Here is a 16171-nt window from a genome sequence, read left to right as displayed (position 1 = left end):
GTGACGTGCATGACAAGCAATGTTGACGCCACGAACCCCGATCTCGTGACCGTGGACGTCCCCACCCACTGGTACAACCTGGCGGCCGAACTCGACCAGCCGATCCCGCCGCACCTGCACCCGGGAACCAAGGAGCCGGTCGGCCCGGAGGATCTCGCTGCGCTGTTCCCGGCAGGCCTCATCGCGCAGGAGGTCTCGACCGAGGCGTACATCGAGATCCCGGAACAGGTTCGTGAGATCTACAAGATGTGGCGTCCCTCGCCGCTGTTCCGCGCCCGCAAGTTCGAAGAGGCGCTGAACACCAAGGCTCGCATCTACGTGAAGTACGAGGGTGTGAGCCCGGTCGGCAGCCACAAGACGAACTCCGCTGTCGCGCAGGCCTACTACAACAGCGTCGACGGCGTGAAGAAGCTGACGACCGAGACCGGTGCGGGCCAGTGGGGCAGTGCGCTGTCGTTCGCCGGCGCGCAGTTCGGCATCGACGTCGAGGTGTGGCAGGTCCGGGCGTCGTACGACTCCAAGCCGTACCGCGGACACCTCATCCGCACCTACGGCGGAACGCTGCACCCGAGCCCGTCCGACCTCACAGAGGCAGGCCGCGCGATGCTCGAGAAGGATCCGAACACCACCGGCAGTCTCGGCATGGCCGTGTCGGAGGCCGTTGAGGTCGCCGCCAAGAACGACGACACCCGGTACGCACTCGGCAGCGTCTTGAACCACGTCGTCCTGCATCAGAGTGTGATCGGCCAGGAGGCAGTCGACCAGCTGTACGCCGTTGAGCCCGGTGGCGCCGACGTCGTGTTCGGTTGTGCCGGTGGCGGATCGAACCTCGCCGGTCTGTCGTTCCCGTTCCTGCGCGAGAAGATCCACGGCCGTTCGAACCCGCGCATCGTCGCAGCCGAACCGTCGGCGTGCCCGTCGATCACGCAGGGTGAATACCGCTACGACCACGGCGACGTCGCAGGCCTGACCCCGCTGCTGAAGATGCACACCCTCGGCATGGACTTCGTTCCGGACCCCATCCACGCAGGTGGCCTCCGCTACCACGGCATGGCGCCGGCACTCAGCCACACAGTGGAGCTCGGCCTGGTCGAGGGCACCGCGATCGATCAGCACGACGCGTTCAGCGCCGGTGTGCAGTTCGCGCGGGCCCAGGGCATCGTCCCCGCTCCGGAGTCGACGCACGCGATCGCCGCCTGCGCCGCCCACGTCGCGAACAGCGACAAGGAGGAAGTCGTCGTGATCGGCCTCTCCGGGCACGGCCAGCTCGACCTCCCCGCCTACGCAGACTTCATCAACGGAGGCTTCTGACCGAACTGCCGCGAGGATCGCCTCAGAAATCGGGCCACGAGGGCATATTGCCCTCCTGGCCCGATTCGCGAAGCGATCTTTGCACCATTTGCGCGGTCGCGGGCACTCCTCGCACGGTGACGGTCGGCCCGGGTGATCGCGCGGATGTCGGCGAGGGTGCCCGGCCAGTCGTACAGGATGTCGTCGTACGTGAGCCGCATCGTCAGCCACCCATCGAGCAGGGCGCGGCGGTCGCGATGATGATCGCGCTCGTAGTCCTCGCGACTCGAGTGGTGAAGCACCGAGTCGCATTCAAGAATCAGCTTTCCGATCCGTAGGTCGGACCAGTCGATGCCCGCTATCCGCGGTTGGACGACAACTGTGAAGTGTGCGGCGCGGAGCCGCACCCGCGTGATGCTCTCCGTCCCGGATTGTGCACGCGGATCGGTGCGGTAGGCGAGATCGCGGACTGTCGGCCCGACCGCTCCCATTTGAGCGAGTAGATCTTCTACCGATTCGCCGGTCGAGTTCAGATGCGAGTCGCACACGGCAATCCATTCGTCGGCGTCGAGGCAGTGTGCCGCGTACTTGAGGGCGACGGGGATGGAGTCGACCGCGTCGACGGTGGAGCGGACCGGCCCCTGGAAGGGTCGGCATGCGGCTTTCTTGCCGGTCATCTTGGGACTGCGTCGCAGGTGTAGTGCGGTGTGTCCGGGCGGAACCCAGAGTCCGTGGAACTGAAGCGCCGACACGCATCCGAGGACGCCGCCGTCTCGCACTGCGGTCGCCGCACGGAGATCATGAGCGCCGAGGGCGAACCACCCGGGCCGCAGGCGGGTGAGAGTGCCGTTCTCAACCATCCTGCGGATGTCTGTGTCCGTCAGTCCCTCGGCATGCAGTTGCGCGCGAGTGCGTATCCCAGCATCCCCCATACAAGGTCAGACGCACAGACGCACAGAGCGGTTCCACGACGCGCGGTCGCCGGTCGCAATCCGACCAGATTCGTTGGGACGCGGAACCACTGTTTAAGCTGGACGTATGTCGAAAGTGCTGAGTTCTCTGCCCAAGGGCGAGCGTGTCGGAATCGCCTTCTCGGGTGGCCTTGACACCTCCGTCGCCGTCGCGTGGATGCGCGAGAACGGTGCGGTGCCCTGCACCTACACCGCTGACCTCGGTCAGGCCGACGAGCCGGACATCGCGTCCGTGCCCGGACGCGCCGAGCAGTACGGCGCTGAGATCTCGCGCCTGGTCGACTGCCGTTCGGCGCTCGTCGAAGAAGGCCTGGTCGCGCTCCAGTGCGGTGCGTTCCACATCCGCAGCTCCGGCAAGACCTACTTCAACACCACGCCGCTCGGCCGTGTAGTGACCGGCATGCTGCTGGTCCGCGCCATGAAGGAGGACGGCGTCGACATCTGGGGCGACGGCTCCACCTACAAGGGCAACGACATCGAGCGGTTCTACCGCTACGGCTTGATGGCCAACCCGAACCTGCGGATCTACAAGCCGTGGCTCGACACCCAGTTCGTCGAGGAGCTCGGCGGTCGCCATGAGATGAGCCAGTGGCTCGTCGAGCGGAAGCTGCCGTATCGCGACTCGCAGGAGAAGGCGTACTCGACAGACGCCAACATCTGGGGCGCGACGCACGAGGCCAAGACCCTCGAGCACCTCGACCACGGCCTCGACGTGGTCGAGCCGATCATGGGTGTCGCCGCGTGGCGCGACGACGTCGAGGTCGCCACCGAAGACGTCACGATCCGCTTCGAGCAGGGTCGCCCGGTCGCGATCAACGGTGAGGTGTTCGACGACGCCGTCGCACTCGTCCTGAAGGCCAACGAGATCGGCGGCCGTCACGGCCTCGGCGTCTCGGATCAGATCGAGAACCGCATCATCGAAGCCAAGTCGCGCGGCATCTACGAGGCGCCCGGCATGGCGCTGCTGCACATCGGCTACGAGCGTCTCGTCAACGCGATCCACAACGAAGACACCGTCGCGAACTACCACAATGAGGGTCGTCGCCTCGGTCGACTCATGTACGAGGGCCGCTGGATGGACTCGCAGGCGCTCATGCTCCGCGAGGCACTCGTCCGCTGGGTCGGTTCCGCTATCACCGGTGAAGTGACCGTCCGTCTCCGCCGCGGCGACGACTACCACTTCCTGAACACGCAGGGCCCGGCGCTCTCGTACCACCCGGACAAGCTGTCGATGGAGCGTGTCGGCGACGCCGCGTTCGGGCCTGCCGACCGCATCGGTCAGCTGACGATGCGCAACCTCGACATCGCCGACTCGCGTTCGCGCCTCGAGCAGTACGCGACGCTCGGCATCGTCGGCGGGGCGACCGCAGACCTCGTCGGCGAACTGTCCGAGGGCGGCGCGCAGGCCATCGCGGGCGGCAGCCCGGAGGACGCGGCCTCGGAGTCGCTCGACCGCGCCGCCATCGATTTCGGCGTCGACTAGAAATCAGCGAACGACAAGGAGCGCATCGCCAGTCGGCGGTGCGCTCCTTCGTCGTTCAGGCGCCCGACATCCGTGGAGAAAGTCCGATATGGTCGGGTCCGTGTCTGATCCCTTTCTGTGGCTGCCTCAGCCGAAGTACTCACTCGATCACGTTCGCGGGCTGGCGCTCGGGGCGCCCTATCAGATGGTGTGGTGGAGAGGCCGCGTCGCCGACAGTCATTGCGACGACTTCGACTACCGTGCAGGCGGATTCGGCTCCAAGCGGGACCTCAAGAAGTTCTGGGGCATCACCGGGCGTGACGACGCGATGATGACCATGCGAGCTCTGCTCGACGGCATGCACGCCCCGGAGATGGACGAGGCGCTGGCGACGGCCCTGCCATTCCGGCGGGAGACCCCGGACCGGCAGGCCGAACTCGTCCAACTGGTGGGTAGGCAGTCGGGACCGGCCGCAGCCCAGGCGGTGAGCGAGACGCTGATGGCGCTGTCGCGGCCCGCCATGCCGGAGCTCATTCCGCCGACGACGTGCGCGTGGGACCTGACGCGGATGGCGATGCTTGCGCGCCGGTCAGTGGCACACGGGTGGTGCACCCCGGACGATGTGCTGCCGCTGCTGCAGAGAGCTGTGGACATCGGACGTCAGCGGGTCGGCGGGTGGCCGGAGTACGGGGCGTCGTACGTCGTCGGACGGGCACTGTGGTGCGCCGACGAAGGACCCGCGGACGTCGACGAGTCGCTCGACATCCACCTTCCGCTACTGCGGATGCTCCTCACCGACCCGAAGAGTCCGTGGATCCGTCTGGCGTGGTGAGTGACGGCCAGGCACTAGGGGATTGTGGATCGGGTGGATGAATCTGTTCCACCGTCCGGTGGAACTCGGCTCCCCAGAGTGGAGGGTGCACCCCGGTCCTGGTGAGGTTTGAGACTTACGTGCACTGTGCGCGTTCAGGACTCACCAGGAGGGCCCGATGAGGTCGACAGTTGGACGGTTCGCGGTGGTGCTGCTCACGCTGCTCGTTGCGGTGTGTGGAATCGTTGCGACTGCGCCGCCCGCTGAGTCCGCGCAGATTGCACACTGCTCCCGAGCCGACTACGGGTGTGTCGAGGGATCTGGATATGGTGCCTACACGAGTACATGGGCCGACACCTACTACTTCGGCGGCGAACACAACTGCACTCGTTATGTTGCTTATCGGCTCGCCCGCAATGGAATGCCCGATCCTGGGACTTCTTGGGGAAACGCCGGTGACTGGTGGACCCGCGCTCCCGGTGAGAAGAATCTGACTCCGGCGATCGGAGCGATCGCATATTGGGCTCCCGGAAAGAAGCCAGCGGGAAGCTACGGGCACGTGGCGTGGGTCGAAGCGTATCAACCGGATGGGTCCGTGACGGTCACCGAGGACAATGCCGGCTGGAACTCTCGGCACGTCACGTATTCAGGTGTTGACGGCCCCAGTGGCTACATTCATATTCGTGGATCCAGTCAGTATTTCGGGGACTCGCCCTCGGCTTTGGATCCGGTCGGATCCCTCGACGAGGTGAGTTCGCCGTCTCCGGGCAAGGTGAAGGTCCGAGGTTGGGCGTTCGACCGAGACGCCCTTGCGCGATCGATCGACGTCCATGTGTACGTGGGAGGCGGAGTCGGAACTGCTGGTGTCGAGGGACACGCTCTCACCGCCAACGTTTCGCGACCCGACGTGGACAGTGCACACGGTGTCGGGGCGCTCCACGGATTCGACTCGATGTTGGCCACGAACAAGCGCGGAAGGCAGGACGTCTGTGTCTACGCGATCAACATCGGCGGTGGAGACAGCGTCGAACTCGGGTGTCGTGCAGTCACGATCGACAGTCCACCCGTCGGGTCGAATCCGGTCGGATCCATCGATGAGGTGTCCTCTCCAGCTGGCGCCAAGGTGAAAGGTGAGGGGATGGGCGTTCGATCGAGACACGGTGACACAGTCGATCGCTGTCCACGTCTACATCGGCGGAGGCCTGGGTACGCCGGGCGTCGAGAGTCACGCGCTCACCGCGAACGTCGCCCGCAACGACGTCGACAAGGCGCACAACGTCGGTGCGTTCCACGGCTATGAGGCGGTGTTGTCGACCAAGAAGACCGGACAGCAGAGGGTGTGCGTCTACGCGCTCAACACCGGACCCGGTGCAACAGTCGAACTGGGCTGCCGAACGGTGACCATCAGTGAGAAGCCATCGAGCATTCTCGACACGATCGGATCAGGCTCGTCCTGAGCAGGCGCGGCCTGCACGACGTCAGCCGCGCAGGTCGTAGCGCATGATCACGCGTGGGAAGCCGCCCGACAGTGACGACGTCGGGCCGGCGTAGACGAAACCGGCGCGCTCGAACATGGTCCGCGATCCAACGAACGCCATGGTCAGGTCGATGCGGTCGGCGCCGTTGTCGGAGGGGTAACCCTCGAGGACCGGGGCGCCGTTGGTGCGGGCGAAGTCGATCGCGCCATCGAGCAGGGACGCCGTGATGCCCTCGCCTCGATGGCCGGGACGCACACGCAGGCACCAGACCGACCAGACGGGAAGGTCGTCGAGGTGGGGGATCTTGGTGGATCTCGCGAATGACGTCTCGGACCGCGGCGCGACCCCCGCCCAGCCGACGACGTCGTCGCCGTCGTAGGCGAGGACACCGGGCGCGATGGTCGATTCACACAGCGAGCGGACGTATTCGCCGCGTGCCGGCCCGACGAGGGCGCGGTTCTGCTTCGCGGGGAGTCGATGGCTCAGGCAGAAGCACACGCTCGCGTCGGGCCGCTTGGGGCCGACCATCGTCCGCACATCCTCGAACGAATGGGCAGCGCGGACGACGATCGGCATCGGACGAACCGTCAGATGTTGACGCCGAAGTCGCGGGCGATCCCCGCGAGGCCGCTCGCGTAGCCCTGACCGATCGCGCGGAACTTCCACTCGCCGTTGTAGCGGTACAGCTCGCCGAAGCTCATTGCCGTCTCCGACGACGCGTCCTCGGTGAGGTCGTAGCGGGCGATCTCGGTGCCGTTCGCGCGATTGACGACCCGGATGAATGCGTTGCGGACCTGGCCGAACGACTGACCGCGCGCGGTCGCGTCGTGGATCGACACCGGGAAGACGATGCTGGCGATCTCCGGCGGCACAGCGGCGAGGTCGACGTTGATCGATTCGTCGTCGCCGTCGCCCTCACCGGTCAGGTTGTCGCCGGTGTGCTCGATCGAACCGTCGGGCGAACGGAGGTTGTTGTAGAAGACGAAATGCTGGTCGGAGGGGACCTTGCCGTTGGCACCGAGCGCCAATGCGCTGCCGTCGAGGTCGAAGTCGACACCGGAGGTGGTCCGGACGTCCCAACCGAGGCCGATCGTCACCGCGGTGAGGCCGGGGGCCTCCTTGGCGAGGGAGACGTTTCCGCCCTTGGCGAGGCTCACGCTCATGAGATGTTCCTTTCGTTCGATCTACCGATTAGGTGTCTAGCCGACACCACTTCATCATGCGGGGCTGACGGAAATCTGAGAGTTCATGCGGCCGCGATCTGCAAGCACATGCGTCGTCAGGCGGCCACGTCCGCCTTGGCCTTGGCGCGCCGCTTCCCGAGCAGATAGAAGTCGACGGCGAGGCCGATGACAATGCCGATGATCAGCCCGATAAGAGTCGCGCCGCGGAAGCCCATTCCGTCGTAGTCGAGGGCGAGACGTCCGGATTCCGCGCCGCTCCCATTGCCGATGACCACGCTGAGGGTCAGCAGGTTGGGGACAGTCGATGCCAGAGCGAGCACCAACAGCGTCCACGACACGATGTTCCGGTAGCGGCCGATCGTCACGTACGCGAAGTACAGCAGGATCAGCGTCACCGCGGAGCCGAGCAGCCCGTATCCGAGACCGTAGAGCGAACCGCGGGTGAAGCTCCCGCCGACGTCGGCAGCGATCTCACGACCCCACCACTGAGGAAGGAAGCGCTGCAATATCAGGTACCCCACGACCAACAGCACGACGATGCTCACACCGATGATCGCCTTGGTGCGTCCGGAGATCTCGGGCAGCTTCGATGTAAGTCCGCCCAGTCGCGACTGTGTGGACTCCGGTGTGGTTTCGGGAAGCTCGTCGGTCATGCGACAACTCTTCCACAAATGCTCGAGTTCGGCTTCCCTCCGCCAGTTGTGACCACATACGTGACACAACTGGCGGACGGAGCTCAGGCGAGGTACGGCATCACGTGCGGGATCGCTTTGTTGGCGGTCTTGGCGTTGAAGCCCTCGCCGACGGCGCGGAGCTGCCATTCGCCGTTGATCCGCGACATGACGGCCATGCACACGCCGGTGAACGGCATGCCGCCTGCAAGCGTGTAGCGCGCGAGCTCGGCGTTGGTCATCTGGTCGATGAGTCGGCAGTACGCGTTCTGGACCTCGGCGAAGGTCTGCCCTCGGTAGGAGGTGACGATGAACGCCAGACGGTCCACGTGCGGCGGGATCGCCGACAGGTCGACCGAGATCACCTCGTCGTCGCCCGCGCCCTCACCAGTCAGGTTGTCGCCGGAATGGACGATCGACTGGTTCTTCGACCGGAGGTTGCCGAAGTACACGCTTTCGACGCAGTTCCCCTGCGAGAACAGCAGGACCGACGCGTCGAGGTCGATGTCGCCGCCGCCTCCGCCGCCGCCGAAGAAACCGCGTTTCCCGGTCTGCACCGGATCCCAGCCGAGGCCCATCCACACCTGGGTGAGCGGAACGCCGCCGTCCTTCTTCAGCGACACCTTCTGGCCCTTGACCAGCGAGACGGGCCGGTCCTTCGAGAGGCTGATCGGCGCCTGTTCCTGCGGCGGCGCAGGGGGCTGGGCGGGAGCGCCGTACTGAGGCTGGGCGGGAGCGCCATACGTCGGGGCCACAGGTGCGTAGTTCTGCTGTGGGGCGGGCGGCGCGTAACTCGGCGGGGCGGGCGGCGGCGTGTAACTCTGCTGCGGCGGCGGGTTGTAGGCCGGCGGGGCCGCAGCGACGGGCGGCGCCGGGGGAGCAGCCTGGGCCGGGGCGTCGTCGACCGCGACGCCGTGGTCGCGGACCAGGTCGGCGAAACCGCCCGCGTAGCCCTGGCCGACCGCCCGGACCTTCCACTGCCCGTTGCGCTGGTACACCTCTGCCGCGATGACGACTGACTCGGCCGTCAGGCCGTCGACGACGTAGTCGAACAGCGGGGCGCCCGCGGCGTCGAACACGCGGGTCACCGGCGGTGCGAACTGCCCGAAGCTGCGGGTGGTGTCGTCCAGGGTGATCACGGCGCGGATCGCGGTGATGTCCGACGGGATGCCGGCGGTCGAGATGTGCAGGCGCCCGTCGCGAAGCTGAACGCCGGGTCCCGCAGGCTGGTTGAAGAACACGAAGTCGGCGTCGCTGCGCACCTTGCCCGCCTCGGTGACGAGAAGTGCCGACAAGTCGGCGGCCGCAGCCACGTCGACGGACACGACGACGTCCCCGGTCGGGAGCGCCGCATTCTGGCCCTTGGTGAGTGAAGACATCGGATTACCTCTTACTTCTCGGCGAGAGCCGGTCGGAGCGGATGGGGCGCTGACGCTGGGTGATGTGCGTGGTCGACGAACCAGTCGAGGATCTCCTCGCCTGCCTCGATACCTGCCGACGCTGTCACGGTGAGTCCCGGCCGGGTCCAGCCGGAGTCGTGGAGCTCGCCGTGGGCCGGACGGATGGCGTGGTCGGCGTACTCGAGCAGGTCGGCGTCCAGCTGACCGTCGCCTGCCGCGAACAGTGGCGCGTCCGGTGTGAGAACACCGTCGTCGACGAGCCTGCGGCGAACCTCGGCGACGGCGGCGGACTTGGTCACGCCGTCGGGCATCGCGTAGATCTTGCGGCCCTGCTGCGACACCGACCAACCCCGGGGAGTGCACCATGCCCGCCAGTCGTCGACGAAGTCGGAGGGCTGCCGGTCCAAGTCGACCACGAGGTAGGCGAACAGATCGTCGGCGATACGCGTCGACGACACCCACGACTCGTCGATTCTCGTCTGGAGGTCGGCGTGCAGTTCAGCGACGGGCGCCGACGTCGTCGCGATCCGCGCCTCCAACGCTGAGCGCCATTCGTCGTCGTTCTCGCCGTCGCGAACGATCCGGCCGCCGTTGCTCACCACGGCGTACGCGAACGGACCGCCTGGAAGGGTGATGCGCTCGAACTGCTCACGTGTGCGAGTGGTGGTCGGGACCACAGGAGTCGACGCGGCCAGCGCGGTCAGCTTCGTCACGGCGCCGGGGGTCATGAACGACAACGGCGCGGCGTTGTAGATCTCCACGCACACGGGTTCCTCGACCGCGCTCGGAGACCCGGACCGCTCTTCGAGCGCGGTCGAGAAGCCCGACGCCGCACGGGAGAAGATCATCGTGCGGTCGAGGTCGGTGGCCATGAGGGCGTTCACACGGACTCCTTGATCAGACCGACGCAGGAGTACGCGAGATCGGGCACCACGTCGACCGGCACACCGCGTTCGGCGGCGAGGAGACGGATGTGCTCGTGATCGGGGAGATCGGCGTCGCGCACCAGGATCCGCCACGGCACCCGACGCAGGAGGACTCTGGTGGTCTCGCCGATGCCGGGTTTCACGAAGTTGATCGACGACAGTCCGTACCGCCGCTGCATCTCCTCGACTGATGCCCAGCCCTCCCAGGTGGGAGTTCGGTCGGCACCGCGCAGGGCCGCTGCGTCGGCGCGCGCCTGATCGAAGACGGCGTCGAACTCGGCGGTGACGGCGTCGAGGAAGCGGTTCGACACGTCGTGCGGCATCAGATCGCGATAGAACTTGGCGCCGTGGAAATCGCCCGGACCGATCAGGTCGTCGTTGAGCACAGTGCGCGACACGAGTCCGGACACCGTCGAGTTGAGGCAGGCCGAGGCGATCAGGAAGTCGTCGCGTGTGCCGTACAGGCGTGTGCACGATCCGGGATCGGCGAGCACGGCGAGCTCGTCGTCGAAATGCGCACCCCCGCCGTCCTCGTACACCCGCAGGGCCGCGGTGAGTTCCTTCGCGATGGCGCCCTTGCCGGTCCATCCGTCGACGAACACCACCGACGCGGGGTCATGACGTTCGGCGATGTAGTCCAAGGCCACGGCGTCGATGCCACGACCACGCACGATCGAGACGCTGTAGTGCGCCGGCTGAGAACGACGGGTCGCCCGAATCCACCGTGCGATCAGCGTTCCGACGGGGGTTCCGGCACGGGCGAGGGAGACAAGCGTCGGATTCGAGGAGCGTTCGGCCAGGATCAGTTCGGCGACTGTTCCGACGGCGAGTGCCAGTCGACGGGCCGACGACGTGAGTGTCGCGTCGAACAGTTCGAGGTACGCCGCGCCGGGCTGGAACTCGACGGGCAACGACTCCGCGTAGTGCGCGACACCCGCCTGGATGCGGCGCTCCCGCTCGGCGACGTCTCCTTCGAGCGAGTACTCGGACAGGTCCTTGAGCAGCCACGCGACCTCACTCGGCGCGTAGGACCCGAAGTCGGGCGCACGCAGTGGGCCGCCTGTCGGTTCGATGCGTTGTGCACTCGGGGTGCGTGAGCGGGACAAGCGTGCGGGATCGGTCGCCGGCACCGTCAGCACGACGACGCGATGCCCGGCTGCTGACAGGACGTCGAGCAGTCCACCGTCCGCACGCAACGCGGCGGTGTCGGCGGGGTCGTCGATCACCAGCAGGACCGACGGGATGTCGTCTGAGCCGGGTTCGGCGACGTTGTACAGGTAGCGGGTGTCTTCGGCAGGGCGCTTCGACTCGCTTGAGGAGGCAGAGCGCAGGCGCGACTCGGGAGCAGGGAACGCGAAGCCGCGACGAAGGGGGTATCCGTCCTGGTCGCGGACGTGGGCGGGTGATCGGGACGTGGTCTGGAAACGCGTGTCGACACCGTACGAGCCGAGTCGCTCCGCGATGCACAGGGGCAGATACATCAGCTCTTCGTGCCCGACGACGGTCACCTGGTCACCCGCGGCGAACACGTCGGACAGTCCGGCGACGACATCGTCGACGGCCCGATGGAACGGGGCGGTGTCGGCGGCGAGGAAACCGTGCCTGCCGCCGTCCGGGACGGCCGCGGGCCAACCCGCGGTGAAGAACGTGACGTCTCCGCGGGTCGGCGCCGTCGGGTTGAGGTCGGGCGCGTCGAGGGCCACCACCCGCTCGGTCATCCCGTCGGGCAGACGAATGGCGCCGTCGGCGAGCGCGGTGAAGTCGATCGTGACGCCGAGGCGAGTCGCGGCGGCGTCGCACTCGGCGCGGTGTCCGTCGTCGCGCATGTCTACGAGCGACGCGACGAGATAACGCTGGTGTGGGTGGAGACCGTGCAGCGCCTCGATCGCCTCGACTGCGGTGCGGCCGGTGCTGATCTCGTCGTCGACGAGCACCACGGGTACGGACGGATCTGTGTCGAGGAAGTCGGCGTCGGTCGGCTGCAGCAGGTGAGTCGTCGCGTGGGAGTGGCCCTCCTCGAAGGAGCCGTGTACCGCCGCACCGTCGACGGCACGGCGCGTGGAGTGCAGGTAGCGGGCCGCCCCGATGCGCTCGGCGACGCAGTGTCCGAGCCCCGTCGCGGTCTCGGCGAATCCGAGGACCGTCGCGGTGGAGGTCTCGTCGTCGAGGATCCCGGTGACGGCGTCGCCGAGATCGTTCGCCGCACCGCGCACCCGCGACGGCGGGGTCGGGATGTGCTTGCCGAGCACCGTCGACACCAGCAGGTGCGCGCGTTTCGGGTTGCGGCGCAACCCCAGTTCGACGAGGTCGTCGACCCCGGAGACGTGTGCATCGAAGGTGTCGGTCACCCAGGAGGGGGTCATCGGTCACCAGCCCATTCGGTGAGAAGGTCGACGAAGCTGATGTCGCGGCGGGTGACGCCGAAGACGTGCGCCCGGTTCATCACCCCGAGCGCCCAGTTGCGGTGCGGTTTCAGCTCGTTCATCTTGTTGCCGTACGCGGAGGCCTGAGCACCGCCGCCGTCGCGGTCGAGGATGTCGAGGGCGTCGGAGTACTCCTCGTCGGTGACTGTCGAGAGCGAGTGCACGGCGCCGACGTGGACGGGATGGATCACTGTCTTGCCGGTGATGCCGTTGGCGCGGTCGAGGGCGATCTCCCGGAGCAGCCCGTCGAGGTCCCGGCTCACCAGCTGCTGTCGGAAGTAGACGGCGTCGTGCTCGCGGAACGGTGTGTGCCGCAGCGTCGGCGCGAACATGCGCTCGTGGTTCGCGAAGTACTCCCACACCGGCCCGGTGATCACGAAGCCGGTGCCGTCGCTGCGTCCGAGCATGTTGACGATGCCCGCGACGGCGTCGGCGGCGACTCGTACGTCGTAGATGGTGACGTCTCGGTCGCGGCGGATGCCGAACAGTCCGCAGATGTCGGTGGCGCCGATGCGGACGGCCAGGACCCGTTCACGGTGACGATTGAGCACTTCACGGATGGCGGCGAGTTCGGCGTCGCGCGTCTCGCGGTGCACGATGCGCGGCGTCTCGAGGACGGGCATCACGTAGAGGGGGCGGTCCCAGTCAGCGGACACCGCGGCGATGGTGTCCAGAGCCGCGGCGCCCGATTCGGCTTCGAACTTCGGGATCACGAAGCCCGCGAGGCAGTGGCCGGGGACGAGACCCGCGGTGATGGTCTCGATGTGATCGGTGGTCCGGACACGGACGAACAGCAGTAGGCGATCCCAGTTGTCGTGGGCGAAATCGGTGAGGGTTGCAATGGTGCGCTCGACGGCGGTCGCCTCATCTTCATCGGCGACGGCGTCTTCGAGGTCGATGACCATCGACGTGACCCCGGATTCGGCGCGACGTCGGATGACCGAGGTCAGGTCGTCGCGGGTGGCGGGCACGTAGAGGGTGGCGCCGAGGGCGATGGCGAGATGGTCGATCGGGGAGTGCAGGTCGACTGTCTGCGGGCGGTGCAGGAACAGGCGGTCGAGCTGCTCGTCGGACAGCTGGGGGAACTGCGTGATCCCCCCGGTGGCGGCGAGGTCGACGGAGTCAACGGCGATGTCGGCGGACATGGGCTGCTCCTTTCGTTCGGTAGGTGTGTCGTCAGGCGCGCGAGACGTGATCGCGCATCCGTCCGATGATGTCGGTGACGCGGGCGTCGACGGCCCGCAGTTCGGAGAGGTAGAACCAGTAGTCGGGGTGGATGCGTTCGAGGACCGCTGCGGCGCGGTCGACTCGGTCGTTCTGGGCGTCGAGCACCGAGCCCCACTCGCGGACCTGGTGATTGTCGACGGCGAAGTTCTGGGCGTCCCGGATCCGGAAGCGGACGCGGGATGCGGCGACCGTCGGATCGGCGCGGACGTCTCGAAGGTCCGACAGCCTGTCGACGACGCGGTCGAGCTGTTCGTCCGCGTCCGCCAGGTGGGCCCTGGCCTGTTCGGTGGCGGCTCGTGCCTCATCGGGTGCGTGGCCGAGGAGGACTCGTGCCCGGTCGAGTCGTTCGTCCGCGTTCTGCAGGTGGTGTCGGACGTCTTCGGGGACGTCGACGAGGTCGATGGAGCATTCGGAACTGAAGTCCCGCAGCAGTTGTGACATCACAGCGGGCAGTCCGTCGAGTTTCGTCTCGACGGCCTGCCTGCGAGTGGCGAGCGACCGCATGGTCTTCTCGGTCTCGGCGGTGAGGCCGGGTGCCCGATCGAGGAGATCGATGACGCGGTGCGCGGCTTCGACGACGAGGTCTGCCGCACGTTGGCGCTCGGTGAGGCCCGTCGCCGCTTCGAACCCGGTGAGGTCTTGTGCGAGAGCGTCGGCCGCGGTTCGAACCGATGTCAGGTGAGCATGCTCGACCGGTGCCTGATCGAGCGCGGTGAGCGCCTGGTTGGCCGCCACTCGGGCCTGCTGTTCGGCTTGGGCGGCGCCGGTGATCGCGGCTCGCCCGGCTTGCAGACCCGACGCCTGCCACGCCGCGTAGCGACCGAGCCATTCCGTGGTCTCGACGAACGCCCGAGTGCACTGCTCCACGTTCGCCGGAGTGGCCTCGGGAGAGTCGTCGGCCGAGATCACCAAGTAACGGGAGATCACCTGGTCGTAACGGTCCCGTGCGGTGTCCCATTCGGCGGTCGCGATGGAACCGGGCGCCACCGCCTGCGCGGCTTGTACGGCGCTCGCCATGTCGCCCATCGCCCGTTCACAGGCGAAGAAGGCGTCGGTCAGAGCCGCGAGCTGCGCAGGCGTGGCGCGATCGCTCTGCGATCGCCTGCCGAACAGGCCCCGGCGCGGATTGGTGGGCACGATTCGATCGTATCCAGTCAGCGGCGGGCGGCCTGGTCGGCAGACATTCGCATGATCGACCCGGTGCTCGTGTCGATCGTCATCAGCGCTACTCCTTCGAGTCGACGAGTGCGGCGTCGTCGGCAGGCTCGTCGGTCTCCTTGCGGCGACGGATGATGCTGCTGATCATCGCGGCGCCGATCAACGCGACGCCGACCAGGCCGGTGACGACCTCGGGGACCGGTGTGCCGATCGAGTACATGAGGATGAACGCGAGTGCGCCGATCGCCCAGTGGGCGCCGTGCTCGAGGTAGACGTACTCCGACAGGGTGCCCTGGCGGACCAGGTACACGGTCAGCGAACGGACGAACAGTGCGCCGATGAGGCCGAGACCGAGGGCGATGATGATCGGGTCCGCGGTGATGGCGAACGCGCCGATCACACCGTCGAACGAGAAGCTGGCGTCGAGCACTTCGAGGTACAGGAACAGGAAGAAGCCGGCTTTGCCGGTGGCCTTCGCCAGGTCGGACGGACCGGTCGACGGTTCGTCGCCCTCCTCTTCGACATTGAACAGTTCACCGAGGCCGTTGACCAGGATGTACGAGATCATGCCGAGGGTTCCGGCGATCATGACCGTCGCACCTTCGCCCTCGTGAGCGATGAACGTCGCGGTGATCACGAGGATCGCTGCGGCGATGACGACGGCGAGCTGATCGAGCTTTCCGATGCGGATCAGCGGCTTCTCCAGCCACGACAACCAGGTGATCTCCTTGTCGTCGAAGATGAAGCCGAGGAACAGCATCAGCAGGAACATGCCGCCGAACGACGCGATCTGCGGGTGCGCCGCGGTGATCAGCGATTCGTAGCTGTCGGCGTTCGGGTCCGTCGGAGGGTTGAGCGCTAGGTCGAACGCCTGCACCGGGTTGAGTCCGGCGGTGATCCACACGATGGCCAGCGGGAACAGGATCCGCATGCCGAACACGGCGATCACGATGCCGACGGTGAGGAAGATCTTCTGCCAGAACTCGCTCATCCGGCGGAGGACGGTGGCGTTGATGACGGCGTTGTCGAAGGAGAGCGACACTTCGAGGATGCCGAGGATGACCGTCAGCAGGAGGGCTTCGGGCCCGCCGTAGACGAATGCGACGACAAGCGCCGCGATGGAGATCACGAACGAGAGTCCGAAGATGCGGAGAATCACGTGGGTGTCGG

At 66.9% G+C, this 16171-nt stretch carries 14 protein-coding genes and 1 pseudogene; 5 read left to right on the top strand and 10 right to left on the bottom strand.

Annotation, left to right across the window (positions count from 1 at the left end; translation table 11 throughout):
* The first annotated feature begins 9 nt into the window (after positions 1–9).
* Positions 10–1311: a TrpB-like pyridoxal phosphate-dependent enzyme gene (locus WFK36_RS12670; RefSeq protein WP_336792090.1), complete on the top strand. Its 1302-nt coding sequence runs from the start codon at positions 10–12 to the stop codon at positions 1309–1311.
* Here the strand turns inward: WFK36_RS12670 and WFK36_RS12665 are convergent.
* Positions 1281–2150: a hypothetical protein gene (locus WFK36_RS12665; RefSeq protein ID WP_336792089.1), complete on the bottom strand. Its 870-nt coding sequence runs from the start codon at positions 2148–2150 to the stop codon at positions 1281–1283. The two genes, WFK36_RS12670 and WFK36_RS12665, sit on opposite strands and share 31 nt — an antisense overlap.
* Positions 2151–2328: 178 nt before the next feature.
* Here WFK36_RS12665 and argG point away from each other — a divergent pair, with 178 nt between their 5' ends.
* The 4 genes and pseudogenes from argG to WFK36_RS12650 all read left to right on the top strand — a co-directional run bounded on the left by argG (position 2329) and on the right by WFK36_RS12650 (position 5991).
* On the top strand, positions 2329–3744 hold the full coding sequence (gene argG, locus WFK36_RS12660) for an argininosuccinate synthase (protein WP_008379391.1): 1416 nt from the start codon (positions 2329–2331) through the stop codon (positions 3742–3744).
* Between the two features lie 100 nt (positions 3745–3844).
* Entirely contained in the window at positions 3845–4555 is a 711-nt protein-coding gene (locus tag WFK36_RS12655; RefSeq protein WP_336792088.1) for a DUF1266 domain-containing protein, read from the top strand.
* Between the two features lie 157 nt (positions 4556–4712).
* Positions 4713–5138, top strand: a pseudogene (locus WFK36_RS22760) (CHAP domain-containing protein); the annotation flags it as partial.
* Between the two features lie 556 nt (positions 5139–5694).
* Positions 5695–5991, top strand: coding sequence for a hypothetical protein (locus WFK36_RS12650; protein WP_336792087.1), 297 nt, complete (start codon positions 5695–5697; stop codon positions 5989–5991).
* Positions 5992–6012: 21 nt separating this feature from the next.
* Here WFK36_RS12650 and WFK36_RS12645 read toward each other — a convergent pair whose 3' ends face one another.
* The 9 genes from WFK36_RS12645 to WFK36_RS12605 all read right to left on the bottom strand — a co-directional run bounded on the left by WFK36_RS12645 (position 6013) and on the right by WFK36_RS12605 (position 16160).
* Positions 6013–6588, bottom strand: a complete 576-nt coding sequence (locus WFK36_RS12645) for a GNAT family N-acetyltransferase (RefSeq protein WP_336792085.1) — start codon at positions 6586–6588, stop codon at positions 6013–6015.
* An 11-nt stretch (positions 6589–6599) separates the two neighbouring features.
* On the bottom strand, positions 6600–7175 hold the full coding sequence (locus WFK36_RS12640) for a TerD family protein (RefSeq protein ID WP_336792084.1): 576 nt from the start codon (positions 7173–7175) through the stop codon (positions 6600–6602).
* A 116-nt stretch (positions 7176–7291) separates the two neighbouring features.
* Positions 7292–7849: a permease gene (locus tag WFK36_RS12635; protein ID WP_336792082.1), complete on the bottom strand. Its 558-nt coding sequence runs from the start codon at positions 7847–7849 to the stop codon at positions 7292–7294.
* Positions 7850–7932: 83 nt separating this feature from the next.
* On the bottom strand, positions 7933–9246 hold the full coding sequence (locus WFK36_RS12630; protein WP_336792081.1) for a TerD family protein: 1314 nt from the start codon (positions 9244–9246) through the stop codon (positions 7933–7935).
* A gap of 11 nt (positions 9247–9257) precedes the next feature.
* A complete protein-coding gene (locus WFK36_RS12625) occupies positions 9258–10151 on the bottom strand; it encodes an HAD family hydrolase (RefSeq protein ID WP_336792080.1) in 894 nt (297 codons plus the stop codon).
* Positions 10148–12556 carry a phosphoribosyltransferase gene (locus WFK36_RS12620; protein WP_336792079.1) on the bottom strand — a complete coding sequence of 803 codons (2409 nt, stop codon included), beginning with the start codon at positions 12554–12556 and terminating at the stop codon, positions 10148–10150. The genes WFK36_RS12625 and WFK36_RS12620 overlap by 4 nt, the downstream gene beginning before the upstream one ends.
* On the bottom strand, positions 12553–13761 hold the full coding sequence (locus WFK36_RS12615; RefSeq protein WP_336792078.1) for an HpcH/HpaI aldolase/citrate lyase family protein: 1209 nt from the start codon (positions 13759–13761) through the stop codon (positions 12553–12555). The genes WFK36_RS12620 and WFK36_RS12615 overlap by 4 nt, the downstream gene beginning before the upstream one ends.
* Before the next feature lie 31 nt (positions 13762–13792).
* Positions 13793–14980, bottom strand: a complete 1188-nt coding sequence (locus tag WFK36_RS12610) for a hypothetical protein (RefSeq protein WP_336792077.1) — start codon at positions 14978–14980, stop codon at positions 13793–13795.
* 88 nt (positions 14981–15068) lie between these two features.
* A complete protein-coding gene (locus WFK36_RS12605; RefSeq protein WP_008379358.1) occupies positions 15069–16160 on the bottom strand; it encodes a DUF475 domain-containing protein in 1092 nt (363 codons plus the stop codon).
* Positions 16161–16171 lie beyond the last annotated feature (11 nt).

It is taken from the genome of Gordonia malaquae, assembly GCF_037148075.1.
Taxonomy (GTDB): domain Bacteria; phylum Actinomycetota; class Actinomycetes; order Mycobacteriales; family Mycobacteriaceae; genus Gordonia; species Gordonia malaquae.
The sequence above is the reverse complement of the archived record's forward strand: the minus strand, read 5'-3'. Positions and strand labels throughout refer to the sequence as shown.